The sequence below is a fragment of the Micromonospora sp. WMMD967 genome (assembly GCF_029626165.1).
In the GTDB taxonomy this organism is placed as follows: domain Bacteria; phylum Actinomycetota; class Actinomycetes; order Mycobacteriales; family Micromonosporaceae; genus Micromonospora; species Micromonospora taraxaci.
In genome coordinates, this window is the sequence record NZ_JARUBK010000001.1 from 3,873,043 (window position 1) to 3,898,462 (window position 25,420).

General features: G+C 68.6%; 21 protein-coding genes, 1 pseudogene and 4 riboswitches. Of the genes and pseudogenes, 11 read left to right on the plus strand and 11 right to left on the minus strand.

Translation table 11 applies throughout. The features are described from left to right. Positions 1 to 511: 511 nt before the first annotated feature. Complete coding sequence (locus tag O7631_RS17905; RefSeq protein ID WP_278145235.1) at positions 512 to 2,839, plus strand: tetratricopeptide repeat protein; 2,328 nt, start codon at positions 512 to 514, stop codon at positions 2,837 to 2,839. A gap of 1,107 nt (positions 2,840 to 3,946) precedes the next feature. Here O7631_RS17905 and O7631_RS17910 read toward each other — a convergent pair. Beyond that, positions 3,947 to 4,156, minus strand: coding sequence for a DUF397 domain-containing protein (locus O7631_RS17910; protein ID WP_278145236.1), 210 nt, complete (start codon positions 4,154 to 4,156; stop codon positions 3,947 to 3,949). 404 nt (positions 4,157 to 4,560) lie between these two features. On the opposite strand from O7631_RS17910, the gene O7631_RS17915 reads away from it, so the two are divergent. Continuing rightward, positions 4,561 to 5,388 (plus strand): helix-turn-helix transcriptional regulator, encoded by an 828-nt coding sequence (locus tag O7631_RS17915; RefSeq protein WP_278145237.1) that lies wholly within the window; start codon positions 4,561 to 4,563, stop codon positions 5,386 to 5,388. Here O7631_RS17915 and O7631_RS17920 read toward each other — a convergent pair. Beyond that, on the minus strand, positions 5,385 to 5,774 hold the full coding sequence (locus tag O7631_RS17920) for a hypothetical protein (RefSeq protein ID WP_278145238.1): 390 nt from the start codon (positions 5,772 to 5,774) through the stop codon (positions 5,385 to 5,387). The two genes, O7631_RS17915 and O7631_RS17920, sit on opposite strands and share 4 nt — an antisense overlap. A gap of 260 nt (positions 5,775 to 6,034) precedes the next feature. On the opposite strand from O7631_RS17920, the pseudogene O7631_RS17925 reads away from it, so the two are divergent. Beyond that, positions 6,035 to 6,623: pseudogene (locus O7631_RS17925) on the plus strand (HNH endonuclease family protein). Between the two features lie 57 nt (positions 6,624 to 6,680). On the opposite strand, the gene O7631_RS17930 reads toward O7631_RS17925, so the two are convergent. Then, a complete protein-coding gene (locus O7631_RS17930; RefSeq protein WP_278145239.1) occupies positions 6,681 to 6,929 on the minus strand; it encodes a hypothetical protein in 249 nt (82 codons plus the stop codon). Positions 6,930 to 7,057: 128 nt separating this feature from the next. Then, complete coding sequence (locus O7631_RS17935) at positions 7,058 to 7,291, minus strand: hypothetical protein (RefSeq protein ID WP_278145240.1); 234 nt, start codon at positions 7,289 to 7,291, stop codon at positions 7,058 to 7,060. A gap of 826 nt (positions 7,292 to 8,117) precedes the next feature. On the opposite strand from O7631_RS17935, the gene O7631_RS17940 reads away from it, so the two are divergent. The 4 genes from O7631_RS17940 to O7631_RS17955 all read left to right on the plus strand — a co-directional run bounded on the left by O7631_RS17940 (position 8,118) and on the right by O7631_RS17955 (position 12,732). After that, entirely contained in the window at positions 8,118 to 8,321 is a 204-nt protein-coding gene (locus tag O7631_RS17940) for a hypothetical protein (RefSeq protein ID WP_278145241.1), read from the plus strand. 122 nt (positions 8,322 to 8,443) lie between these two features. After that, positions 8,444 to 9,076 (plus strand): sigma-70 family RNA polymerase sigma factor, encoded by a 633-nt coding sequence (locus O7631_RS17945; RefSeq protein WP_278145242.1) that lies wholly within the window; start codon positions 8,444 to 8,446, stop codon positions 9,074 to 9,076. Beyond that, a complete protein-coding gene (locus tag O7631_RS17950; protein ID WP_278145243.1) occupies positions 9,073 to 11,043 on the plus strand; it encodes a hypothetical protein in 1,971 nt (656 codons plus the stop codon). Before O7631_RS17945 ends, O7631_RS17950 begins: the two co-directional genes overlap by 4 nt. A gap of 789 nt (positions 11,044 to 11,832) precedes the next feature. After that, positions 11,833 to 12,732: a cobalamin-binding protein gene (locus tag O7631_RS17955; RefSeq protein WP_278145244.1), complete on the plus strand. Its 900-nt coding sequence runs from the start codon at positions 11,833 to 11,835 to the stop codon at positions 12,730 to 12,732. Between the two features lie 79 nt (positions 12,733 to 12,811). Here the strand turns inward: O7631_RS17955 and metE are convergent, their stop codons facing one another. The 5 genes from metE to def all read right to left on the minus strand — a co-directional run bounded on the left by metE (position 12,812) and on the right by def (position 18,967). Next, on the minus strand, positions 12,812 to 15,076 hold the full coding sequence (gene metE, locus O7631_RS17960) for a 5-methyltetrahydropteroyltriglutamate--homocysteine S-methyltransferase (RefSeq protein ID WP_278145245.1): 2,265 nt from the start codon (positions 15,074 to 15,076) through the stop codon (positions 12,812 to 12,814). Positions 15,077 to 15,194: 118 nt separating this feature from the next. Then, positions 15,195 to 15,412: riboswitch (cobalamin riboswitch) on the minus strand. 109 nt (positions 15,413 to 15,521) lie between these two features. Beyond that, entirely contained in the window at positions 15,522 to 15,974 is a 453-nt protein-coding gene (locus tag O7631_RS17965; RefSeq protein ID WP_278145246.1) for a hypothetical protein, read from the minus strand. Between the two features lie 29 nt (positions 15,975 to 16,003). Continuing rightward, entirely contained in the window at positions 16,004 to 17,053 is a 1,050-nt protein-coding gene (locus O7631_RS17970) for a peptidase (RefSeq protein ID WP_278145247.1), read from the minus strand. 87 nt (positions 17,054 to 17,140) lie between these two features. Then, positions 17,141 to 17,292: riboswitch (cobalamin riboswitch) on the minus strand. A gap of 86 nt (positions 17,293 to 17,378) precedes the next feature. Continuing rightward, the gene (gene tsaD / locus O7631_RS17975; protein WP_278145248.1) at positions 17,379 to 18,416 is read right to left on the minus strand and encodes a tRNA (adenosine(37)-N6)-threonylcarbamoyltransferase complex transferase subunit TsaD; all 1,038 of its coding nucleotides are present in this window, start codon (positions 18,414 to 18,416) and stop codon (positions 17,379 to 17,381) included. Further along, a complete protein-coding gene (gene def / locus O7631_RS17980; RefSeq protein WP_278145249.1) occupies positions 18,413 to 18,967 on the minus strand; it encodes a peptide deformylase in 555 nt (184 codons plus the stop codon). Before def ends, tsaD begins: the two co-directional genes overlap by 4 nt. Positions 18,968 to 19,018: 51 nt before the next feature. Here def and alaS point away from each other — a divergent pair, with 51 nt between their 5' ends. Then, positions 19,019 to 21,694: an alanine--tRNA ligase gene (gene alaS / locus O7631_RS17985; protein ID WP_278145250.1), complete on the plus strand. Its 2,676-nt coding sequence runs from the start codon at positions 19,019 to 19,021 to the stop codon at positions 21,692 to 21,694. A gap of 26 nt (positions 21,695 to 21,720) precedes the next feature. On the opposite strand, the gene O7631_RS17990 is transcribed toward alaS, so the two are convergent. Continuing rightward, positions 21,721 to 22,143, minus strand: a complete 423-nt coding sequence (locus O7631_RS17990) for a transcriptional repressor (protein WP_278145251.1) — start codon at positions 22,141 to 22,143, stop codon at positions 21,721 to 21,723. A gap of 107 nt (positions 22,144 to 22,250) precedes the next feature. Between O7631_RS17990 and O7631_RS17995 the strand changes: the two genes are divergently transcribed. The 3 genes from O7631_RS17995 to O7631_RS18005 all read left to right on the plus strand — a co-directional run bounded on the left by O7631_RS17995 (position 22,251) and on the right by O7631_RS18005 (position 23,586). After that, the gene (locus tag O7631_RS17995; protein WP_278145252.1) at positions 22,251 to 22,865 is read left to right on the plus strand and encodes a superoxide dismutase; all 615 of its coding nucleotides are present in this window, start codon (positions 22,251 to 22,253) and stop codon (positions 22,863 to 22,865) included. Positions 22,866 to 22,871: 6 nt separating this feature from the next. Continuing rightward, entirely contained in the window at positions 22,872 to 23,132 is a 261-nt protein-coding gene (locus O7631_RS18000) for a superoxide dismutase (protein ID WP_278140396.1), read from the plus strand. 76 nt (positions 23,133 to 23,208) lie between these two features. After that, positions 23,209 to 23,586 carry a hypothetical protein gene (locus O7631_RS18005; protein ID WP_278145253.1) on the plus strand — a complete coding sequence of 126 codons (378 nt, stop codon included), beginning with the start codon at positions 23,209 to 23,211 and terminating at the stop codon, positions 23,584 to 23,586. Here O7631_RS18005 and O7631_RS18010 read toward each other — a convergent pair. Continuing rightward, positions 23,574 to 25,007 (minus strand): hypothetical protein, encoded by a 1,434-nt coding sequence (locus O7631_RS18010; protein ID WP_278145254.1) that lies wholly within the window; start codon positions 25,005 to 25,007, stop codon positions 23,574 to 23,576. The genes O7631_RS18005 and O7631_RS18010 overlap by 13 nt on opposite strands. A 102-nt stretch (positions 25,008 to 25,109) precedes the next feature. Next, a riboswitch (cobalamin riboswitch) is annotated at positions 25,110 to 25,234 on the minus strand. 52 nt (positions 25,235 to 25,286) lie between these two features. Beyond that, positions 25,287 to 25,418, plus strand: a riboswitch (cobalamin riboswitch). Positions 25,419 to 25,420 lie beyond the last annotated feature (2 nt).

Consider the following 25,420-nt stretch of genomic DNA (forward strand, 5'->3'; position numbering starts at 1 on the left):
GGTGCTCTCCGTCGAACCATGCTGCAGGCAGGGGAACGATCGGGCTCCTGCCTGCGCTCACCCTCTCGTGACCGATTGAGAGCAAGTCGCTGATCGGGTGCCGCCGCACCAGTCTTGCCGCTGCTGACCCGGCACACTGGCCAGTGTCGACCCGGTATGACAGATCCACATACGCGGCGTCTCAGTCGAACCCAATCCTTCAGCTTGATGGCGATCGCCCGATCAACTCCCACGCGGTTGCGTAGTTGCCCTGGTGCTTGAGCACCAGATGCACCGCCCGCTCCTACCGGTGTCTCGAGTTCTGCTTCGGTATGGTGAGAGCCTCCAATTCGAACAGGTATTTACCTGCCCAGGGCAGCGCACATCGGCCAGATGCTCTGCCTGTACCGCCGTGAGCCACTTTCAACGTGGGAGTCAAGTCCTCCTGACCCGTGGTCCGGGGGCAAGATCGGCGAATGTCTCTCCGGACGGTGGAATCACACGGATCCGTGCATATGGTTTCGTGGAGCCCGTGAGCGCCGAAGTGACGGTAGGCGTGGTAAGCGCGATCGTGGCCGTAGCCGGACTTGGGGTCTCGTACCTCCAGCTGCGCCGAACCTCAACCAGCAGCGCGTTGCGTTGGTCCGCCCGGCGCCGGGCGCCAATCGTGATCGGCGACGTGCCGCGCGAGCCACTGGCTTACACCCGCAGGGCAGCGCTGCTCGAGGAGTTGGCACGCGCCGTCGCGAACGGCCCTGTCACCGTGCTGACCGGTGGACGCGGCGTCGGCAAAACTCACCTGGCCGCGACGTACACCCGCGAAAGCCTAGCCCGGCGACTGCGCCTGGTGCTGTGGGTCGTCGCCGAGGACGCCGCCGCGATCACGACGGCACTGGCAGCCGTGGCCTGCGAGGTGAAGCTCGTCGACTCGGTTGTCGATGCTGACGCGGCAGCGAAGGCCGCACTACGCTGGATCGAGCAGCGAACCTCGCCGTCGCTCATCGTCCTAGACAACGCCCTCGACCCCGATGCCGTCCTGCCCTGGCTGCCCCGCCGTGGCCAAGCGCGAGTTCTCATCACCACGACCAACCGGGACTTCGCTCAACTCGGCACCGAAGTCCGTGTCGCAGTGTTCACCCCTGCACAGGCGGCGGCCTTTCTTTGCACCCGCAGCGGCCTGGACGACCTTGAACAGGCAGCGCTTGTCGCGCACGAACTCGGCGATCTACCCCTTGCGCTCTCCCAGGCGGGTGCGGTGATTCGCCGTCGGCGCCAGTCATTTCGCGACTATCTCGCCGGGCTCCGTACCGGGTCGCTCACCTCGATGCTGGCCCGTGTACCGGGTGACGACTACCCGAACAGCGTGGAGCAAGCCACGCTCCGCTCGATAGCCGATGCGGAAGCGGCCGACCCGACCGGCGTCGCCCAGCGCATCGTCGATCTCATGGCCCTGCTGTCACCTGCCGGCGTCCGGCGCGACTTGCTGTACTACCTGCCTATCGAGCGATCTGGAGTCGATGATGCCCTTGCGACGCTTGCCGGCGCGTCCGTCGTAGGGTTCGACGTCACCGGCACCGTCGTAGTGATGCACCGGCTTACGCGGCGGTTCGCACTGACACGTATGCGAACTCAGGATCGAGTACGGGCGGCCGCCCAGGAAGCGACCAGGGTGCTTGGCGCCACCGCTGCGGCGGCACCACCGTCCGGTACCGACGTCGTTGACCACGTGGCCGATGTCTGGGCCGCCGTGTACCGCGACCTGAACGGCGACCCCGAGGCAGAGGAACTCCTATCCGAACTCTTGCGGCTACGCCGGTGGAGCGTCGAAAGGCTCGGCATCCTCGGGGAAGCCTCCCGCTCACTGACCACAGCGTTCGCCGTACTGAAGGAGCATCAAAACACGGATGGCATCGACGACGAGGCCGTCTTCCTCGCCCGCCGCGCATTGATCAACGCGGGCATCGGCACGCACCGCGAACTCGACGTGCTGGCGTTCGCCGAGGAAGCGCTCGCGGACCGGATGCGCGTGCACGGCCCGGACGAGGTGGCCACCGTGGCGGCTCGAAACAGTCTCGGATATTGCTGCGAATGCGCCGGCCTCCTAGAGCGTGCCTTAGAAATCCACCGGTACAACCTGCAGGAGAGCCTGCGCATCTGCGGCCCCGATGCCCGCTCGACCATGGCCTCGCGCATCAACATCGCTAGCACGCTGCGCTCGATGGGACGGAATGACGACGCGGTGCTGATCTTCGAAGAAAACCTCCGCGAGAATATCCGCGTGTACGGGCCCGAGCATGAGTCGACCATCAACGCCCGTGGTGAACTCGCCCGTGCCTATGTCCGGGCGGGCCGTGCGGCGGAGGCAGTCATGCTCCACGAGATCAACGCAGCCCTGCGCCGCGCCGAGGTCGCCGGAATTCAGGTCATGTGGTGGCCACAGTACCGAGCAGCCGCCTACTCAGCCGCGGGCCGCCATGGCGATGCGATTGCGTTGTTGCGCGGGCTCGTTGAACAGGCTGAGGCGGCTCTTCCGCGGGACAACCCCAGTCTGATCCGGTTGCGACTCTTTCTCGCCCGTGCGTTGCTGGCCGCAGGCCAGGGCCGGCGGGCACTGCGTCTGTTCGAGCGAGTCGTGCTGGACCGGGAGCGGGTACTGGGAGCCGACCACACCGCATCGCTGAACGCGCGCCGCAACCTGGGAATGGCGCTCGCGGTTCGAGGCCAGCGCCGTCGGGCGACAAGCGTGCTAACGGACGTGCTGGCCGACTACATTCGGGTGCTGGGTGAATCGCACCCCTACGCGGTAAGTGCCCGGTCGAGCCTGCAGCAGCTGCCATCGCTGCACGAGTTCCCGCCCTGAATGATCGGATGCCCGATCGGGACGCTGTTCCCAAGATTTTCTGATTTGAACTTCAACCTGGGCGTACCCGCCTGCCTGTGAGCTGATCCAACGGTGCTCGGATGTCTGGTACTCCATCAGCACGGGCGCGATCGTTCCGGCATCGCAGCAGCTTCGTCGCCTGCGGACCAAGGCGCGGTCTGGCCGGAGCGGGGCGGCGCTTGGTGAACGACAGTTGCTCTTCTTCTGTCAACGGGTGGTGGGAGCGTTGGATGGGCCCGCGATCTCGTCGGACCGCGACCCTCCACACTGGCCGCTTCTCAGGTGACGGTCTATGGGGTACCGCCGCTGCCTCCTCTAAGGGGCGTGCCGCGGCACGGGACGTTGCTCTCGCTGGAAATGGTTGGAGGAAGGCCAGTGATGTTCAAGTTGTCGGATACGGCCAGAGGGGCTCCGGTTGACGCAGAAGCGGATCTTCAACCCTGGGCCGGCGTAGAGATCGCGGTCGTACAGCGGCCCCGACTGGCCTGCACTGAAGATGCCAGGGCAGCACACCGCTGCCGGTATCGAACATCTTCGTGGTGGCACCGTCTAGCGCACGGTGTTGAGTAGGGCGCCCGGAAACGCACACTATTTTACGGTTCCTCGGCTGCGGGATTGCCCGTCTATCGGGGTCCAACGTCCGAAGATCGGAACATTCGGCCTGACGCCCAGCTGCCGTCGCGGGCTGATCTCGGCGGTCACGTTGTCGCTCGCGCTAAGGAGTAGGAGTTGTCAGTATCGGCCTGCGAGAAGCACTGAATGGAAGGAATGCGCGAACGAGCTGTCAACCCGTTGATTGCATGGTGGTGGAGCCCGGGTGGGCGAGGTGCTGAGGGTTCGCCGTGTCGCCTGTACCCACGGCCCGGGGTTTCGTAGAGTCCCACCAGCAGAACGAGACAGGATGGGCAGGTGTGCCTTGGCTTCCCCGGCCCGCTATGGATGCGCCGTAGGTGCAGGCCGGGGAGGCGGGTGCTCACACAGTGGTGCCGCCCGAGCTCCAGCACGGCAGGTGTCGGCTTCCCGACAAATTGCCGTGACTGAGAGGTATTCGCGGCGTCAATCATGGCGAATGCTGGCCTTAGTCGGCTACGTGTTCGGCAGTTGAAGCGTGTTGTTCCCGAGGGCATGGAGGAACTTTCGCCAGGAATCGTTGGTGAACGAAAGGAGCGTGTCGGCGGCGGCTGAGTTGCACACCTCAACCGTCGTGGCGTAGCGGGATACGTCGACGCAGTGGTCGTTCTGACACTTGGAGCTGCGACGGGTCCAGATGGGGTGGGAGCTACGATCTTCTTCCATTTTTCCGAGTCTCCTGGAGTCGACGGTTTGTTATCGGCGGTTTTGACGAATGGAAGCGCGGTGCTGATGACGGTTAATGCGGAACCCGCCTCTGCTTGCGTGCCGAGCCGAGCCTCGGACGCGAGGAGGGCTTTACTGACCGTCTTCGGTTGTGTCGCGCTATGTAAGTACGGTAGCAGGACCATGACCAGTTCAGCCATGAATGTCTGGCTCTTTCACCCGATTCGGCGTCCGAAGGTCTGGTCTGATAGCTTATTTCCCTCAGCGGCAAGCCGACAGCCTAAAGAGAATTGCTCTAGGCAATTTTCCTCATTCATTTTGCCTTTTGCAGTTGCCGACTGGAGGGCGTAGACGTGACGACGGGCGGGCAAGGGCCAACCACGAATCGAAGGCGCCTGCGCCTCGTGCTTCGCCAACTGCGCCTCGATCGCGGGCTCTCGCTGGAGGACGTGCGCCAAGAGATGGACTGGTCGCTGTCAAAGGTGACACGGATCGAGAACGGCTCAGTCAGCATCTCCGTCAACGACCTGCGAGCCCTGCTTGACTTTTACCAGGTCCGCGACGCTGATCACGTGCGCGACCTGCTCGACTTAGCAAGGTTGGCACGCCGGCGTCACTGGGCCGCAGAGTATCGAGACTTCGTCTCCCCGTCCTATATGGACTTCCTGGGCTACGAAGACGACTCGTGCCGCATAAGCCAATACCATCCCTTCCTCGTGCCAGGCTTGCTCCAGACGGAGCGTTACGCCCGGCTTGTGGTGACCACAGGACCGCAATATCGCGTCGACAATCTGGCGGCAGACGCCCGTGTGCAGTTGCGCATGGCACGCCAGAGTCGGGTCTTCGCACAGTCGCGGCGATGTGAGGTGCGGATCGTCCTCGACGAACGTGCCCTCAAGTCCGTAGAGAACACCGACCTCATGCTCGAACAGGTCGAACAGGTGCTGTCCCGCCTGCCGGAGCTCGATCTCGTAGTGCTCCACCGGGACACGGCCGCCAACTCCGTCCTTGTCGGGCCGTTCTCCCTGCACGAATTCGAGTCAGAGGTAGATCCAGACGTGGTCTACCTCGACAACCTGCCGGACGACGTCGCACTCGTCGAGGACCACGCGGTGGTCGCCGGCTATAAGAGCTCCTTCGAGGATCTCTACCGCCAGGCAGCGGCGGGCGACGCCGCTCGGCGCATACTCGAGAACATCGGCGCCTCTCTACGGGAGCAGGCACCCGCCTAGCTTTCTCGAGAGTGTCGCGGGTTGGGCACGTCAACTCGCAAACCGTCGGTACCCAGGTCGCCCTGGTTGAGTCGCCTCGAAGCCAGCACGGTGGACACACGAATATGCGTGACGAAGGTGGTCCGGCGCGCCGCCAACCACTCGAGCAGGACGCCCAGCACCCCTATCAGACCAGCCACTTTCAGATCATCGACTTGCGTGCCGACAAGCACCGCCACGGCCACGACGGCACTCAACGACCCACACCGGCCGCGGCCGCCGACTGAGTAGGTGGGCCACCCGGCCGAACCGGGCTCGTCCGTCTGAACGACGGTCACGACCTGTGCCGAAGGCGCGAGGTCCACAACCAGCTCGTGACCCGTCGCTACTTCCTGTGAACGCACCATGAGTGCGCTCCTCCTATGTCTGTAAGGGGTTAGCAAGACGCGGTATGCACTTGCTGTCCGCAACTCCCAATCTGCCCTGGGCGATCGGACGTATGCAATTTACGCCGCTGCCACCGTGGAGCAGTCGCGACACGCGGAGTGTTGCTTCCGTTGCTGCTGGTGATCTTGTGGCGTACCCAGGCCTCTGCTGGCCCCAAGCCCCTGCTTATTTCCCGCGTGCCGTGCGTTACGTCGCCGCGACCGTCCTCGCTGCCACCTTCCTGGTCGGCGTCAGCGCGCAGCCGGCGTCGGCCACACCTCCCAGGGGTACCGTCGAAGGCGACCGCGCAGTCGCAGCTCAACGCCCTGACCGTGGCGGCGCAGGGCTCGAGCAGCGGCTGCTCGCGGGACCTGTTCCCGCACTGGATCACGATCAGCGGCAGCTGCAACACTCGCGAGCAGGTCCTCGAGCGCGACGGCACCTCCGTCGTCGTGGACAGTTCCTGCGCGGCCACCTCGGGCCGCTGGTACAGCCCGTACGACGGTGCGACCTGGACGGCGGCCTCCGACGTCGACATCGATCACGTGGTGCCCCTGGCGGAGGCGTGGCGCTCCGGCGCGAGCTCGTGGACGACCAGCCGTCGGCAGAGCTTCGCCAACGACCTGAGCCGTCCGCAGTTGATCGCGGTGACGGACAACGTCAACCAGTCCAAGGGCGACCAGGACCCGTCCACCTGGCAGCCGCCGCTGTCGTCGTACCGGTGCACCTACAGCAAGATGTGGATCACCGTTAAGTACAGCTGGGGTCTGACGTTGCAGTCGTCGGAGAAGTCCGCCCTGCAGAGCATGCTCAACACCTGCAGCTCCTGACCGCGGCCCGGCCTTGCGGTTGCCACCCCGTCGGGGTCGCAGGCTGCAAGCCGGGCGCTATGCCTGTTGGGGCGGCGGGCTGTCGGGCTGCTTGCGCCACTGGCCGCCTGCATCGGCGGCGAGCAGGCGCTTGACCATGGCGAGGGCCTCGTCCTCGGTGTCGAACTCCCACCGGAGCATCCGGCCGTTTTCGCTATCGCCGGCACGGGCGGCGACCTTCCACCTGACCTCCCGGGTCAACCACACATCCCGGCGGCCCAGGCGCCCCCAGATCCCGTTCCACCAGCGCCCCGCAATGTCCTCCACCGACGCATCGTACAAACGTTCGAATTGGGGGTGGCGTGGGGTAGCCGGTTGACCCGGATGGGGCTGCGCCTCCCGTTCTGTGGTCCGAAACGGCCGCGCCCCTCGGCCGGGGGGCGGCCGCACCGATGTCACTCGTTGTGGGGGAGAGGCCCGTCGTACTGGAAGGTTGGCGGATCGGCCTCGCCGTGACAACGAACGTATCGGTACTGCACGGGTGGGCTGAGGTGCTCGTGGGCACCGAGATAGGCGCCGCTCTGCGGCAGGATGATGACCTGCGGAAGGCTCCCGTTCTCGGCGACCTCGATCGGGGTGATACGGCCGTCGGCCGGTCCACCGATCAGCCATGCCTCGACCGCGGGCATCAGCGATTCACCAGCAGCGTGGCTGCGGCCGTCGGCGGCCCTGCGACGGCCGCGATGGGAGCCGCCAGCGAGCCGGCGAGACCAGTAACACCGGCGAGGTCGACTGGTGCCGTCTGCCAGTGGGTGCATCGTGATCGGCTGCGTCCACCCTGTGTCATGGCTGCTCTCCCTCACCAGTCAATGGGACGTCTCGTCGTCCCTGCGGAGGTACTTCAGCAGGCAGAGGTCAGCCGATCAACCCGCAGCGGCGCCATCTGTGGATAACTCAGTGCCTGGGGTAGCGAAGCTGGTTTTGGTCGACGAGCCCCTGATTCTCTGCCTACTGCCAGGCCGGTCGGAGCATGTAGCCGGCGGTGATCGGACGGTCGATAGCCGACCACATGGGGCTGAGGACGCGCCGGTAAGCCTGGTGCACGGTGTGGACGACACGTCGCAGCGACGATCGTTCAGATGGCAGGACCGACGGGCACCGGTAGGGGCGTTCCATCAGGTGGTACTGCTCGTCCAAGCCGCCGTAACGCTGCTCGCTGTAGAAACCCTTCCGATCGAAGTAGGAGTGGAGTTCGCCGAAGGCGCTGAACGTCCCGCGGTCGCCAATGCGGGCACGATGCGTGCCCGCATCGACTCGGTTAACACCGCCCGGTTCGCGCCCCGCCAGGGTCGCTCACCCGGACCGCGCCGCCTCACGACGCAGCGCTCATGTCCTCGGGCCGCTCACGCGAGGGCGGCATTGACCTGCGAGCTTTCACACCGCGGCCACCGACCGGTTCTCGTTAGTGGAGCGCGCCCCGGGCGGGGCGTGGCGGATCAACGGAGGGGGTGCGGCATGGCCCGCAACGAACGTAACCGGCGCCAGCCCCAACGGGACAGCGGCGGTCACCGAACGGTTTTGTGGCTGGTCAACGGTGTGCTGGCCGGGGTGGGGGGTGTCTTCGTGGCCACCGAGTCGGCGGTGGTCACCGCGATCGCTGCGGCGGCCGCAGTGGTCATCATCGTGACCGTGATCGTGGTGACCCGGCGGCTGCCTTAAAAATCTTGGGTGCCAACTTCACAAAACTTGGCCGGGCCGGTTCTGACCAGTAGGGGCCGCCCAGCGCAGGCCCCGCCGACAGGCCCGGCCCTCCGGCTCGGCAGGCTGTCTAGACGTCATCGATGACGAGATCGGAGGGGCCGTCGGTGGTCCACGCGAACAACGGGCTGGCTCCCGCGGCGCCCGAGCAACGCTCCGAGCATCGGGCTACAGGGCCGGAGCGGGAAGCCGAGATTGAGTTCGAGGCCTTCCTCAACGAGCACTACGCGTCGTTGCTGAGCTTCGCCACCTGGTGGGGCAAGGATCCCGACGACGCGGACGACGCTCTCAACAAGGTCATGATCCACATCGGCCGTAACTGGAGCACGATCCGCGAGCCGGTCGCCTACGCGCGCACCGCCGTCACCCGGGCGATCCTCAACATCCGCCGGGACCGCGGTGCCCACCGATACATCCCGGTGCCCTTGGATGAGCTGCCCGAGCAGACGCAGGACACCTGTGACCTCGACCGGCTCGAAGGCCAGGAGTGGGTCGACGGATTACTCAGCAAGCTCCCGCCCACCCAACGAGCGGTGCTGAGCCGGTACCTCGACGGCCTGGGCATGAGCGAGATCGCCGCCGAGCTGCGCAAGAGCGAGTCGACAATCCGGAAGAACCTCCAGCTGGCCCGCGACCGGCTCAGCCCGTTCGTCGCGGAGTACGACCGAAGAAGACCCCGCCCGTCCGGCGAGAAGACGAGGGAGGACAACCGATGAACCACGACGACTTCGACCGCGACCCGGTGACGGACGACGAGTTCTTCGGGGAGTTGGCCGACACGATCGAGCTGGTTGACAAGCTGACCCGGGACCGGCTCGCCGACGGCGAGTTCGAGCGGCGCCGCAAGGCCATCATGGACCAGGTCCGCGGACGCAATACGGCTGAACCGGCCGTTCAGTCTGCACCAGCCCCGACACCACGCCCGGCCATTGACCCGGCCGACTTGTGCGCGCGGGACGGTAACAGCCGCATCATCGTGCGGCTCAGCGACTGGCGGTCGCCGACCCGCGACCGCCACAACCATCACCAAGGCGACGTGCACCGCGTTAACATGGCTGACGGCGCATTCACGCACCACCTTGGCCCGGCCATGGCGGGCGCTGTGGCCGACGCGGAGCGCTACCGCGACGGCGCGCTACGCCGAGCCGCTGAGATCGTCAAGCAAGCCCAACGAGACGCAGACGAACTGCTAGCACAAGCCCAACAGACGCTGGACGAAGCCCGCCGTACGGCGGCCGCAGCCGCCCGAGAGGCCGGCGTCGCCCGACGCGAGGCGACCGTCGAGCCGAATCCGATGATCGCGCCGCCGCCCCGGCCATGGACGAGCTGGAGACCACACGGGATGGTGGGGCCTGCCGCGCCGACAGGTGCCGAACGGCGGCTGCCGAAACTGCTCCGTGTGGACGAAGGCTGCGCAGACGCGACCGAATCCATATCGCGCCTGGCCTACGATGTCCTACTGACTGCCGGATCCGACGCGATGAGCCGTGCCTCGTATCTGACGGCGATTTCCACCTTGCGCGACGAGCGACGGTGGGCCACGTGGGCATCGGCGTCGCACGACCGCACGGACTGGGTGAGCTGGAGATCGTCGCGGCTGACTTCTCCCAGCCCCGATTCAGGTATGGATATTGCCGGACTTGAAGCAATCTCAAATGTGGTGCTCTACGAATGCAAGAGCACCGCACGCTTGGGCGATGCCGCGTGGCAGCAGCCCGTGCAGGGCTGGCCGACACGGCGCGAGGCAGAAATCATTATGTTCTTGCTCAACACCCAAGCACTCGCGCACGCGGTGCCCGAAGCCTGCCACGCTGGGTCCAGCACCGCCGCACTCCTCCGCGCCTGGTATCTGAAGAACGACCCCATCGACGTGCAACCAGATCCACGTTGGCGCGGACTCTTGTCCGCGGTACTCGCTGCAGGTGACAGCCTCGCTCTGGACAGCGTCGCGTCGGAGCGGCTGCACCTGCCAGCTGCGCCATCGCACGTCGGCGGTTGGCTGCCCATCCTGTCGCCGGCACACCGCCTGCTGCTCGCCTGCGACGTCGAGGGCTTCGGCCAGGCCGACGCCGGTCTGCAGTCACGCTGGCGGCACGCGGTCCATCAGATACTTGGCGAAGCCGCCAGCCAGGTGGGACTCGACAGCCAGCGCTGGCAACGGCAATGCGCCGGCGACGGTGAGCTGGCAGTCCTACCGCACGGAACATCGTGGCGGACCGTGTTCGAGCACCTAATTAACGCTGTCGACCGGCAGCTTCACGAGTACAACCGGTATGCCACCGACATCGCCCGGCTGCGACTGCGGGTCGCCGTGCACGAAGGAACCGTGGCCGACACCAGCGACGGCTTTGCCGGCCAGGCGGCCGCCACCGTCACCCGCCTCGTCGACGCATTACCGCTACAGCGAGCCCTCGGGGAACACCCGAAGGCCAGCATGGCGGTGGCCGTGTCGGACCCGGTGTTCCACGATGTGACAGCCGGCCGCAGCACCGAGCCGGATCGGTACATGAGGATCACCGTCCCGCAGAGCATGGAGTCGACCGAAAGCGCCTGGATGTTCGTACCGGACGGCACCATGCGGTTTTCCAACTACACAGCGCCCGGATCGACGCCTGTTGCCGCCGATCGCGGCCTGACGCCGCGACGGCTGCAAACGGGCCCACGGCAGGTGACCCCGGCATAGCCGAATACCGGTTCAGGAGACAGCTACTCGGCTAGCGACGGCACCGAGAATGGGTCAGCACCCGGGGCGCTGCCCCGCGTGCTGACCCGGGCCCGGCGAGCACAGCGGCCCTGCGGACGTTGCTGGCTGAGCGGAGTTGGGTGGATGAAGGGCGCTGGTGATGTGCGATTCGGCTGGCCGGCTGTTGTTCTGCGGCGAGACTCGGCCAGGCTCGATGCATGACCTCACCCGGGCGCGGACCGCCGGCCTTGCACAGCCACGCACAACGCCAGAAGCCCTCGCCGCGCACCGCCCAGGTCGATCAAATGCCCGGCGATGAGAGACACACCCGCCGCGACGGCGAACGACACAGTCACCAGCGCGTACAGCGCCGTCATCGACGTGGCCATCGCCGTTGTCGCCACACCCGTCGGAGCCCACCACCGCTCAGCCGTCATCACGCACCCCGTTCCGGTCTGGCACCACGTCCGTCGAGTATCAGTCGGGCGACGACAGACGCGAACTCCCGTAGCCGCAAGAAGTGTCGACCAACCTTCGATCAAGGAAAGTCGATCATGTACTCGGCGGCGTGCATTTTCCCGTCGACTCGCGAAGGCCCGGTACCGGCCTGAGCGGGGGAGGTTCAGCCGGAGTTCGATCGACCCGTCGACCGGGTGCGTGCACGTTGAATGGCGTCCGCTGGGTCGTGGCGCGATTACGGGATCTGCCGCAGGGCGTTGGTCACATGGAGGGGGAATCTTGTGCTGTCGGAGTGGACGCGGCTTGGTCATGCCTGGTAGGCAGGCGGGCGTGCGGATCGTTTCACTGCTGCCGGCGGCCACGGACATCGTGGCCATGCTCGGTCTGACCGGGCATTTGGTGGGGCGCACGCACGAGTGTGACTGGCCGCCGGGTGACCTGGCCGGCGTTCCGATGGTGACTGCGACATCTCTGCCCGAGGCGTTGACGAGCCGGGAGATTTCGGCGGCGATCGCCGGCGACCCGCACCGGGGGTCGTCGTTGTACCAGCTCGACGTCACGATGCTGGAGGACTTGAAGCCGGATCTGATTCTGACCCAGGACCTGTGCGATGTGTGTGCGGTCTCCTATGCCCGGGTCAACGACGCGGTTCGGCTGATCGATCTCGATACCAGGGTGGTGTCCCTGGAGGCGAGGACGATCGGCGGGATCCTGGACACGGTCGACGCCGTGGCCTCCTTGACCGGCACCGCGGGCAGGGCGGCGGAGATCCGGGCGGACGCCGAGCGTCGTCTCGCCGCGTTGCCCGGCCCGTCGTCCGACGCGCCGACGGTGCTGTTCGTCGAGTGGCTCGACCCGTTGATGCCGGGTGGGCACTGGGTGCCCGAGCAGATCGCCGCCGCAGGCGGGCGGTCGCTGCTGCTCGGGCCTGGGGCGCACAGCACCCCACACCTGTGGTCGGTGGTTGCTGACCTGGCTCCGGACGTGGTGGTGTTCGGGCCGTGTGGCTTCACGCCCGAACGGACCATCGGCGAGCTGTCCGTGGCAGCAGGGCAACCCGGCTGGGCGGACCTGCCTGCGGTTCGTCAGGGGCAGGTGTGGGTGGGTGACGGGCCCGCCTACTTCAACCGCCCTGGTCCCAGGGTCGTCGACGGCGCGGAGATTCTCGCCGCCATCCTTGCCGGCCGCCCGGATTCCCGCGCTCGGCGGGTTTTCGTCGGCGCGGGTTGACCCGCCTGGCCGATGCGGGCATCGGATGCGCGTTGTCACACGCCACGGTGGGGCGGCGTGCCGCCGCCCCACCGCGCGCTCAGGTGAGCGTGCTGCGGATTTCGGCGGCGCCGGCGACGAGGCGGGTCAGGGCCTGCTCGACCTCCGGGTAGTCGCGGGTCTTGAGGCCGCAGTCGGGGTTGACCCAGAGCCGGTCGGCGGGCACCGCGGCGACGGCGCGGCGTAGCGCGTCGGTGACCTCCGCCTGTTCCGGTACGCGGGGGGAGTGGATGTCGTACACCCCGGGGCCGACACCCCGTTCGTAGCCGGTCGTGCGCAGATCGTCGAGGATCTCCATCTTCGACCGGGACGCCTCGATGCTGGTGACGTCGGCGTCCAGGGCGTCGATCGCGGGCAGAACCTCGCCGAACTCGGAGTAGCACAGGTGGGTGTGGATCTGGGTGGCGTCGGCGACTCCGCTGGTGGCGAGCCGGAACGCCCCGACCGCCCAGTCTAGGTACGCGCGCTGCTCGGCCCGACGCAGCGGCAGTGTCTCCCGTAGGGCGGGTTCGTCGACCTGGATGATGCGGATGCCAGCGGCTTCCAGGTCGCGGGCCTCGCCGCGCAGCGCGAGAGCGACCTGGTTGGCGGTGTCGGCGAGGGGTTGGTCGGTACGGACGAACGACCACGCCAGGATCGTCACCGGTCCGGTGAGCATGCCCTTGACCGGTCGGTTCGTCAGCGACTGCGCGTAGGTGGACCAGGCGACGGTCATCGGCCCGGTCCGGGCAACATCGCCGTAGATGATCGGAGGGCGTACGCACCGGGAGCCGTACGACTGCACCCACCCGTTGACCGTGGCGGCGAACCCGTCGAGCTGTTCGCCGAAGTACTGCACCATGTCGTTGCGTTCCGGTTCGCCGTGGACCAGCACGTCCAGCCCGAGTCGTTCCTGCACGGCGATGACGTGGGCGACTTCGGCGCGCATCCGCTCGGCGTAGCCGGTGTCGTCGAGCTGCCCGGCCCGGTGCGCCGCACGGGCCTGGCGAAGCTCCGTGGTCTGGGGAAACGATCCGATGGTGGTGGTGGGCAGCGGTGGAAGGTTCAGTCGGGCCTGCTGGGTGGCGGCCCGCTGCGCGTACGGCCCGCGCCGTAGGTGCTCGGGGGGCAGCGCGTCCAGTCGGGCCCGGACACCGTCGTTACGCCAGGCCGCCGGGGTCGGCGGCAGAGCAGTGGGCAGGGCACCGACACCGTCGCGCAGTGCGCGTCCGAGAGCGACGACCTCGTCGACCTTCTGCCGGGCGAACGCGAGCCGGACACGCAGGTCCCCATCGAGGTCAGGTTCGGCGGCGAGGTCTACCGGCACGTGCAGCAACGAACAGGATGTCGACACCGCGACATGGTCGGCCAGGGCGGTCAGTACGGCACCGGTCGCGGTGGCGGTGCGAAGGTCGGTACGCCAGATGTTGCGCCCGTCCACCAGTCCAGCGACGATCGTCTTCCCGCGTAGCGGGCCGGCGGCGGCGAGGCGGTTCAGGTTGCCCGGCCCGGCGACCAGATCGATGCCGACCGCCTCGACCGGGGTGCCCAACAGCGCCGGCAACGCGTCGCCGAGGTCACCGAAGTACGACGCGACGAACAACCGTGGCCGGTGCTTCAGAAGGCCGAGCCGGCGGTATACGGCGCGCAGCGCGGTGATCTCCTGCGGGGTGCGGTCGGCGGCGTACGCGGGCTCGTCGAGCTGAACCCATTCGACGCCGGCATCGGCCAGGGTGCCGAGGATGTCTTCGTGGACCGCGACGAGGTCATCGAGCCGGTCGAAGGGCCGGAACCCTTCCGGTGCGTCCTCGGTGGCCTTGGACAGCAGGAGGTAGGTCGCCGGCCCGACCAGCACCGGCCTGGTGGTGACGCCGAGTGCCTTCGCCTCGCCGTACTCCCGCACCGCCTTATCCGGGCGGGCCGTGAACGCTGTGCCGGGGCCGACCTCCGGAACCAGGTAGTGGTAGTTGGTGTCGAACCACTTCGTCAGCTCCAGCGCCGGCTCCCGCTCCGTGCCACGCGCCATGGCGAAGTAGGTGTCCAGGTCGCCGAGACCGAGGCGGCGGAACCGGTCCGGGACCGCGTCGACCAGAACGGTGGTGTCGAGCACCTGGTCATAGAACGAGAACGTGTTCGACGGAACCGCGTCCAGGCCGGCGTCGCGCAGCGTGCGCCACACGTCGACGCGGAGGCTGGCCGCAATTTCCTGAAGAGCGTTGGCGTCGATCCGGCCCGCCCAGTAGGACTCGACGGCGTGCTTGAGTTCGCGGTGGGGACCGATGCGGGGATAGCCGAGCACGGTGCTCAGCCCGAACGGTGCGGTCACGGAATGGGTGTCCTTCCCTCGAGGTCGACCACCGACCACACTGGAGGGACACGGCAGGGCACGGGACGACGACCGGGCCTCGCCCTGACCCTCCCGAGAGGCCGACGGCGGCGCACGCGGACGCGTACGCGGTGCGGGCAGGTCTTCGGACTCGTGGGCGTGACCGGGGCGACCCGATCTCCTACTGGCCGTCGCTTCCCAGACGCTCATGCGTCCAGTGCGTATGACGGCGGTCGTTCCCACTCACCGCTGCGGGGCAGTCCCGGTTTCCCACCGGGTTCCCTCTTACGACGCCACACCGTGACGGTGCGGCGAACCAGCACTGCCGACCATCGTACGGCCGGAAGCTGATCCCCGGTGCCGCTGCGGCACGCGGATTCTTCCTGTCGCCCAGAGTTGGACGGGCCGGGAGTCCGGTTAGGCCCGGACTCCCGGCCAAGGCCGACTACGGCGGGGAGATGGACGGAGCCTGCCCGGAGCCGAAGCGCCATCCTTCGACGGTGCCCTGGGCGGGGTTGTAGCTGCTCGCGCCGAGGGTGCTGTAGGACCAGGTGCCGCCGGGTGCCGCGTGCCAGTACGACCAGTACGCGCTGGCGGGCGGCGTGTTGACGCACGGTTCCGAGGCGGCTGTGGGATAGCCGTTGATTCGGCAGACGAAGGCGAGACCCCACCGTTGGGTGCCCGTCACGGCGAAGCCGGCTCCCTGCAAGGCGGCCAGGCCGGTCGGCGGGTCACCGAGCCGGCAGCCGGTCTGGACACCGAGGCCGAACGCGGTGAGGTCGACCACCACCGTGACGCCCGCACCCGGGGCGCACGCCGCCGCGTGCGCGGCACGTGGCACCGGGTCGACGGCGACCAGGCCGACGCTGACGACGGTGGCCGCTAACAGCAGTGCCATCCGTCGGCGCATCGTCGCCCGCCGACGGGTCACCATGGCGCACACGCCAGGACGGGCGCGGCAGCGTGAGCGCCGGTGGCCGACAGGGTCGCATGCCCGGCGCCTGCGATGCCGGGTACGGCCTGAGCGGTGGCCCGGGCGGCGGTGCTCGCATCGAATCCGCCGGGGGTGTACGCGATGGCGCCGCGATCGGCCGGCGTGCCTGTGCAGGTGACCTGCAGGCTGAGCAGGAACTGGCGGGCGTGTAGCCAGGCCAACGACCGACCGGCGGCGAAGAGCGCCTGGGCGGCGAGCCCGGTGCTGTTCGCGTTGGCCACGCCGTTCGCGGCGAACGAGCCGTCAGCGCCCTGCACAGAGACCAGCCACTGCGCGGCCGAAGCCGCGACCAACGGACGGCCTGCGGCCAGCAGGGCCTGAACGGCCAGAGCGGTCGCGTCGACGTCGCTGACACAGGTCGGCTGCCCAAAGAGCAGCGGGAAACCACCGTCGGCGCACCGGCTCGCGGCCAGGAACGTCACCGCCGACGACGGTGCGCCTCCGGCCCGGTCCAACGCCAGCACCGCAAAGGACTGGGTGAAGGTGTTGCTGTAGTCGCCGTACGCCGACCGGTCGGAGTACCGGCCGCTAGGCGTCAGCAGGCTGTTGAGCCGGGTGAGCAGATCGACACCGCCGAACGTCGCCGGGTTGAGGCCGCGGACCTGGGCACCCAGAGCGAGTTTCGCGGTCGCGCCCGCGTACGCCTCGGTGCCGTCACCGATGTAGCCGCTGATCACGGCCGGTTGGGCGAGCCACGACATGGCGTTCGCCGCGTTCGTGTCGGCCGTCTTGGCTGCGGCGAAGGCGAACACCGCATCGAGGGTGAGGCCCTGATCGGGATACGCGATGCCGTCGTAGACGACCTCGAACCGCTCGCCGTCGACCAGTTGGCGGGCGAGCCAGCCGGCGGCGGCATCGACCTTGTTGAGGGTCGGCGGCGACGCGGTGGCGGCGGCGGGTACGGCTGTCAGGGACAGCGTGAGGGCGGCGAGCGCAGCGCCTACGAAGACGCGGGCGCGGTGCCGGAGGGGACGGTTGACCATGAAGCGACGCCTTTCCGGGCTCCGGTGGTCCGAGACGACCCGACTCCGGTTCGGGCGGCTCCGACCCGTGGGCCACGACGGGTGGGGAGGCTGGTCATGCGGACTGACGGGTAATCGGGCTCGCGGCGTCACTACGTGTGTCGCCGCCTACCGTTGCGGGCCAGCGCCGGATTTCGACCGGACTTCCCCCGTCAGCACACAGGTATGAAGTTGTGACGGACAGTGTTCCCACGTCTGGGCTCCCCGTCAATGTCCGTGATCCGACGGGCAGCGTCGGCGCAGACAGCCGGGTCTACCCGCGGGGCGCTGCGCTGGCTGGTGCCGGTCAGCGGGGGCCGTGCAGCAGCGCCCCACGAAGGACGGCGGACGGGTCGGGGCCGAGGTCGAGCCGGTCGGGGGAGATGTCGGCGCGGACGAGGAGGTCTCCGACGGCGGCGATCATCGCGCCGTTGTCGGTGCAGAGCCGTGGCGACGGCACCCGCAGGTGAATGCCGGCCGCGGAGCAGCGTTCTTCGGCGAGGGCGCGGACCCGGCTGTTGGCGGCGACTCCGCTGACGAGGAGCAGTGTGTCGGCCTGGTAGTCGCGGCAGGCGGCGAGAGCCTTGCGGGTGAGGGTGTCGGCGACGGCCTCCTGAAACGACGCGGCGACGTCGGCGACGGGCAGCGGCCGGTCACCGTGGTGTCCGACCCAGCGGGCGACAGCGGTCTTGAGCCCGGAGAACGAGAACCGGTACGGGGCGTCCTGCGGGCCGGTCATCGGGCGGGGAAAAGCGATGGCCGTCGGGTCGCCGTCGCGGGCGACCCGGTCGATGACGGGTCCGCCGGGGTAGGGCAGGCCGAGCAGGCGGCCCACCTTGTCGAACGCCTCACCGGCGGCGTCGTCGACGGTGTCGCCCAGGTGCACGACCGGGTCGCGGGCGAGGTCGCCGATCAGCAGCAGGCTGGTGTGCCCGCCGGAGACGATCAGGGCGACGCAGCGGGCCGGCAGCGGCCCGTGTTCGAGGACGTCGACGGCCGCGTGGCCGGCGAGGTGGTGTACGCCGTAGAGGGGGACACCGAGGCTCAGCGCGTACGCCTTGCCGGCGGCCAGGCCGACCTGGACGGCGGTGGCGAGCCCGGGTCCGGCGGTGGCGGCGACCGCGCCGATGTCGGCGAAGCCGATCCCGGCCTGGCCCAGTGCGTGCTCGACCATGGGGGTGACGGCGTGCAGGTGCGCGCGGGCGGCGATCTCGGGGACCACGCCACCGAAGCGGGCGTGTTCGTCCATGCTCGTGGCGAGAGCGTCACCGAGCAGGACGCCGTCGGCGACGATCCCGATGCCGGTCTCGTCGCAGGACGTCTCGATGCCGAGGACAACTGTCACGCGTCGGCGTCCTGGTTGACGCCGGCGCCGACACCGGGGTGTTCGGCGCTGGCCGCGAGGAGCTGTTTGCGCAGTTTGACGGGCAGTCGATCGACGTAGGCGAGGCCGTCGAGGTGGTCGACCTCGTGCTGGAAGCACCGGGCGAGGGTGCCGGTGCCGTCCAGGCGGATCGGCTCACCGCGCAGGTCGACGCCGGTGACGGAGGCGGTGGCGGATCGGGCCAGGTCGGCGCGTTGCCCCGGCACGGACAGGCAGCCCTCGGAGTCGATGACCAGGTCGCGTTGCTCGGGCAGGTGCAGCACCGGGTTGATCACGTGGGCGACGGTGTGGGTGTCGGTGGCGTCGGGGCAGTCGACGACGAAGATCCGGGCGTCGACGCCGATCTGGTTGGCGGCCAGGCCGACCCCGTGGGCGGCGTACATGCTGGCGAACATGTCGTCGACGAGTGCGGCGAGCGCGTCGTCGAACACGGTCACCGGGGTGCATCGGCGGTGCAGGACCGGGGTGCCGTAACGGGTGATCGGTCGTGGGGTGCCGACATGCCTCTCCATAGCTGCCCATAGTATGCAATTGCAAAATCTTGGCAGTAGGGGAGTGGTCTGGTGCGGACGGCGGAGATCAAGCGGCGGTACCTCGCGCATTTCGAGGCGAATGGTCACGCTGTGGTGCCGTCCGCTCCGCTGCCCGCCATCAGCGACCCGAATCTGTTGTTCGTCAACGCCGGCATGGTGCAGTTCGTGCCGTATTTCCTGGGTCAGCAGACGCCTGCGTACCAGCGGGTGGTCAGCGTGCAGAAGTGCATTCGGACCCCGGACATCGACGAGGTCGGCAAGACCAGTCGGCACGGCACGTTCTTCCAGATGAATGGCAACTTCTCCTTCGGTGACTACTTCAAGGCCGGGGCGATTCCGCTGGCGTGGGAGCTGGTGACGAAGTCGCAGGCCGACGGCGGTTTCGGGTTGGATCCGGAGCGGGTCTGGCCGACGGTGTACCTCGACGACGACGAGGCGTTCGAGATCTGGCGGTCGGTCGGGGTCCCGGCGGAGCGGATCGTGCGTCGGGGCAAGGCGGACAACTTCTGGTCGATGGGCATTCCCGGGCCGTGCGGTCCGTCGTCGGAGCTGTTCTACGACCGGGGTCCGGAGTACGGCCGTGAGGGTGGCCCGGCGGTCGACGAGGACCGCTACATGGAGTTCTGGAACCTCGTGTTCATGCAGTTCGAGCGGGGTCCGGGCACGACCAAGGAGGACTACCCGATCCTGGGTGACCTGCCGGCGAAGAACATCGACACGGGCATGGGCCTGGAGCGGATGGCGTCGATCCTGCAGGGTGTCGACAACCTGTACGAGATCGACGAGGTCCGGCCGATCCTGGCCCGGGCGGCGGAGCTGACCGGCAAGCGGTACGGCGCGCACTCGGGTCACGTGGCGAGTGAGTCGCACCCGGACGACGTGCGGTTGCGGGTGATCGCGGACCACGTGCGCACGGCGTTGATGCTGATCGGCGACGGGGTGACCCCGTCGAACGAGGGCCGTGGGTACGTGCTGCGGCGGATCATGCGCCGGGCGATCCGGTCGATCCGGTTGCTGGGCTGGCAGGACCGGGCGCTGCCCGAGTTGCTGCCGGTGGCGCGCGACTGCATGGCCCCGTCGTACCCGGAGCTGGCGACCGACTTCGACCGGATCGCGGACTACGCGTACGCGGAGGAGGAGGCGTTCCTGTCCACCCTGCGGGCGGGTACGACGATCCTGGACACCGCGATCGCGGAGACCCGCACGGCGGGTGGCAGCTCGCTGTCCGGTGCGAAGGCGTTCCAGTTGCACGACACGTACGGCTTCCCGATCGACCTGACCCTGGAGATCGCCGCGGAGCAGGGCCTCACCGTCGACGACGAGGGTTTCCGTCGGTTGATGGCGGACCAGCGCACCCGGGCGAAGGCTGACGCGCAGGCCCGCAAGACCGGCCACGTGGACCTGTCCGCCTACCGCAGAGTGCTCGACGAGCACGGGCCGACGGACTGGCAGGCGTACCAGAGCCTCGACACCGACTCGACAGTCCTCGGGCTCCTCGGCAGCGACGGCGTGCCCACCCCGGTCGCCGAGCTGGGTGAGATCGTCGGGGTGTTCCTCGACCGGACCCCGTTCTACGCCGAGTCCGGCGGCCAGCACGCCGATGCCGGCACCTTCACCGGCGACAGCGTCCGCGCTGACGTGCTCGACGTGCAACGGCCGATCAAGGGCCTCGTCGTCCACCAGGTCCGGATCACCGGCGGCACCCTCGCTGTCGGCGACCGGATCCACGCGGCGGTCGACCCGCAGTGGCGACTCGGCGCCCGTCAGGCTCACTCCGGCACGCACGTCGTGCACGCGGCCCTGCGGCAGGTTCTCGGGCCGAGCGCGTTGCAGTCCGGATCGTTCAACCGCCCCGGCTACCTGCGGCTTGACTTCGCCTCGCCGAGCGGCCTGTCGCCGGCCACCCGCAGCGAGGTGGAGGACGTGGCCAACCTGGCGATCCGCGACGACCTGCCGGTCCACGCCCGATACATGACCCTGCCCGAAGCCCGGCAGATCGGCGCGCTCGCCCTGTTCGGCGAGACCTACGACGACACCGTCCGCGTCGTTGACATCGGGGGTGATTGGTCCCGGGAACTCTGCGGCGGCACCCACGTCGACCGGTCGGCGCAAATCGGCGCGCTCGCCATCACCTCTGAGTCCTCCGTCGGCGCTGGGCAGCGCCGAATCGAGGCCGTCACCGGGATCGAGGCCTTCCGCTACCTGGCCCGCGAACGGGATCTGGTCACCAACCTCACCGACCAGCTTCGCGCCCCACGGGAAGAACTGCCCGACCGGATCGCCGCGCTGGTCGGTCGAGCGAAGGCCGCCGAGCGGCGGGCCGAGCAACTGCAACTGCTGCTCACCCGGGAACAGGCTCGAGCCCTGGCCGGCAGCGCCGAGGACGTCGCCGGGATCGCGTACGCGACCAGCACCGAATCCAGCGACGCGGACCCCCGTCAGCTCGCCGAGCTGATCCGGCGGGAGCTACCGCAGCAGCGTCCCGGCGTGGTGGTGGTCGCCGCCACGTCGAACGGCACGATGCGACTCGTCATCGCGGTCAACGACGCGGCGGTCGACCGCGGCACGTCGGCCGTACACCTCGTCAAGGCCGCTCTCGGCGGACGTGGCGGCGGCAATGCCAGCCTTGCCCAGGGCGGGCAGCCGGGCGGGCGCCCAGACCAGGTCGTGGACCTGGTGCGGGAACTGCTGCACTCGGCCAGCTGAAGGGTGTCCCGGGACGGCGTGTCCGCTCAGCACGAGTCGCATCGTCCATAGACCACCACCACGCCGCCCGGGAGCCCTGCCGGGTCGGCGCTGAAACCCACCGCGCCCGCTGCCTGCACCGCGGTGAGTACCGCTTCGGCTGGCAGGTGACACACCCGGCCGCAGAGCGTGCAGACCGCGTGGTGATGCGGGCGGTCGGCAAACCCGTAGGTCATCGCTCCGCTGACCGGCACCGTATGCAACTCACCCAGATCGGTCAGGTGGATCAGCACCCGGTGCACCGTCGTCAGATCGATTCGCACACCGTTGGCGCGGACCCGTTCGTGAACCTGCGCGGCGCTCAGGTGCGGATGGTCGGGCGGGGCGTCCACGAGCACGGTCAGCACCGCCTGTCGTGCGGCCGTACGACGCAGTCCGCGCTCGCGCAGTCGGCCCAGCGCCGCCCCCACCCGATCCGATGCTTCTGTGATCAATCACGTCCCCCGACGACAACCGGACTCTTGTTGCAAGATAATGGCAACAGCCACACTAAGGCAGCATTGAGAGGACGTACTCCATGGCCGTGTACAACCTGCCCGACCTGCCCTACGACTACGGCGCACTCGAGCCCGCCATGTCCGGCGAGATCCTGGAGCTGCACCACGACAAGCACCACGCCGCGTACGTCAAGGGCGCCAACGACGGGCTCGACCGCCTCGCCGAGGCCCGCGAAAAGGGCGACTACTCGACCCTGGTCGGGCTGGAGAAGACGTACGCGTTCAACCTGTCCGGGCACGTCCTGCACTCGATCTTCTGGAACAACCTGTCCCCGGACGGCGGTGACCGCCCCGACGGCGAGTTGGCGGCGGCGATCGACGAGCACTTCGGCTCCTTCGACGGCTTCGCGGGTCAGTTGTCCGCGGCGACCAAGGGCGTGCAGGGCTCGGGTTGGGGTGTCCTGGCCTGGGAGCCGCTGAGCCAGCGGCTGATCGTGGAGCAGGTCTACGACCACCACGGCAACGTCGGGCAGGGCTCCACCCCGATTCTGGTGTTCGACGCCTGGGAGCACGCCTACTACCTGCAGTACCGCAACGTCCGCCCGGACTACGTGGATCGGCTGTGGAACCTGGTCAACTGGACCGACGTCATCTCCCGTTTCGACGCCGCCCGCGCCGCGACCCCGAAGATCTGATTCGGCGTGTCCGGGTACACCCCTGAGGCGGCCGAGATCGTCCAACGCGCCGCCGGGGTCATCGCCGCCAAGCACCGCGGTGACCTCGCGGGCGCGGAGGAACTGATGTCGGCGTTCAGCTCCGAGCAGGCCCGCACCCTCGGCTTCTACCTGCTGGCAGATCTCGCTCTGGGCCTGGTCAAGGCGCAGAGCGGCCAGTCGATGGACGATCTGGTCCGGGAGTTGTCGTTGCTCCTGGCCGAGACCGCGCAGTCCCCACCGGCATGACCGTCCGCTGGGTTCCACCTGCGGGCGGAACCCAGCGGACAACCGCAGCGTCCACCGCCGACCTCGGGGAGGCCCGATGCGCCGGAAGACCGAACACCGTGTCCTGACGTTGGACGGGCAGCAGGTGGCGGTGCTGCCCGTGGCCGATTTCCAACGGCTCGAGGCTGCCCGTCGGCAGCTCGGTGCCAGCGAGGCCCAGGCGCACCAGCTTCGCCAGCAGCTGCGGGACAGCCGGCGTCGAATTGCCCGCCTGGAGGCCCTGCTCTCCGTGCCCGCACGACTTGAGGCACCGGAGCAGGCCTCACAGACGTGCGCTCGATGTTCCGGCCCGGTCGACGATCCGGTCGACGTAGCGGTCCGGCGAGCAACGGCGGGCGGATCAGCCGGCGGGTGGTCAGCGGCGGCGGCTCGGCCGCCGCTGACCACGCCACTACGCGGCGGTCAGACGCCGTAGCGCAGGTAAATGGTGTCGCCGACGGTCACTGTCGTGCCGCGGGTCGCGGTGACCAGGGTGCTGCCGTCGCGGGACACCTTCCAGGTGGACGAGCCGCTGTTGGCCAGACCGTTGATCGAGGTCACGGTGCCGGTGCCGCTGGACGGGCTGAGGGCGGTGACGCAGCCACTCGGGGTAGCCGCGCCGACGGCGGCGTCCAGCACGGCGCCGAGGGTGGTGGTGGCGGCGGTCGGCGTCAGCGTCACCGCGCACGGCTTGATGCTGCCGCTGCCGTTGTCGATGATCACGGCAAGGCGGGTGGCGGCGCCCGCGGTGAACCCGCTCGCCGCGACCCAGGTGGGCGCTCCAGCGGTGACCGGAGTCGGGGGAGCGGCGGTGTAGCCCGCGCCGGCCAGAGCACGCACCGCGTCGATCGAGGCGTACGCCGACGGGGTGGTGTTGGTGGGCAGGTACTTGAATCCGCCGCCGGTCAACTGCTGCGCCCGGAGGAAATCGATCGGGGTCTTGCCGGCGGTGGTGGTGAAGTCGGTGCCCTGGTTCGGGATGCCGCAGGCGTTGAGCCCGGAGACGGCCCAGGCGTTGGAGTCGGTGTTGACGCCGAACATCGAGGTGAACGCGCCCGAGGCGTTGACGAGCTTGCCCTTGAGGAAGTTCTTCGCCTGGACGATGTCGGTGTCGGTGTTGGGCACCCCGGCGGCGCAGAGGGCCGCCATGGCCGCGCCGGTCATGTCGATGTCGCTGGCCGCGGCGAGTTGGGTGGGGTTGCCCTCAGCCTGGGTGAACGTCCAGCCGCCGTCGTTGTGCTGGTTGTTGCGGATCCGGGCGACCGAGAGGTTGAGCAGCGCCTGCGGCACGCGGGCGGCGCCGGTCTGGGTCTTCGCGCCGGCCAGGGCGAGAGTGCCGAAGACGGTGCCGTTGAAGTTGGCCGGCGGGCCGTAGTAGCCGGCCGAGCCGGTCTGCCAGTAGGCGATGGTGTCGGCGATCAGGTTACGGGAGGGGGAGACCCGGGCGGGGTCGATACCAGCGGCGTAGGCGTTCAGGACCCCACGCTCGTAGTCGGTGACCACCGGCGTGCTGCTCGGCCAGGACGCGGCCGAGAGCTGGTTGCGGTACACGGTGCGGGCGTTCTTGGTTGTGTCCCCGGAGGGGTACACGTCGACGGCCGCGACGCCGGCGGGTGCGAACGCGCTGAACGCCCACTCGTTCGACAGCCCGCCGCTGGCGTAGCTGCCGTCGGCGGCCTGCAGGGTCCGCAGGTAGGTGACGCCGTTGGTCTTGGCGGTGGCGATCTGCGCCGCCGTCGAGGTCGCGGCGGCCGGTGCGGCACCGGTCGTGACCGCGACGATCGAGGCGATCAGCGCGGCGGCGGGAACTGTCGCGAGTCGTCTCCGGCGACTGCCGGGGGAAAGGCGCGAGGACATCGGGTCTCCTTGGGGTACGGGGCACGACTGCCTCGACCCGGAGCCCGAGTAGGGCCGACGGGAGCGGGGCGGGCCGGCCGCAGGACGCGTGGGACGGATACCGCAGGTGCTGCGTCACCACGTGGGTGGTCGGGCTCGGGACGGGGCGAACCGTCCTCACCGTTGCGCGTCAGCCCCGGATTCCCACCGGGTTCCCCCACGCGATGACGCGGTCACGGTATGGGAGTAGACCCCTACCGCGCGCTGTTAGGTACATGACACGCCTTCGCGTTGACGGGGTGGTCGCGGTTGTGGTCCGATGGCTGCGATCCAGCAGTCAGGGGAAGCCGGTCAAAGTCCGGCGCTGGCCCGCAGCCGTAGGTCCCGTCACCGGGACGAGTCGGATTACCTGGCTGGATAGTGCACCGCAGCGC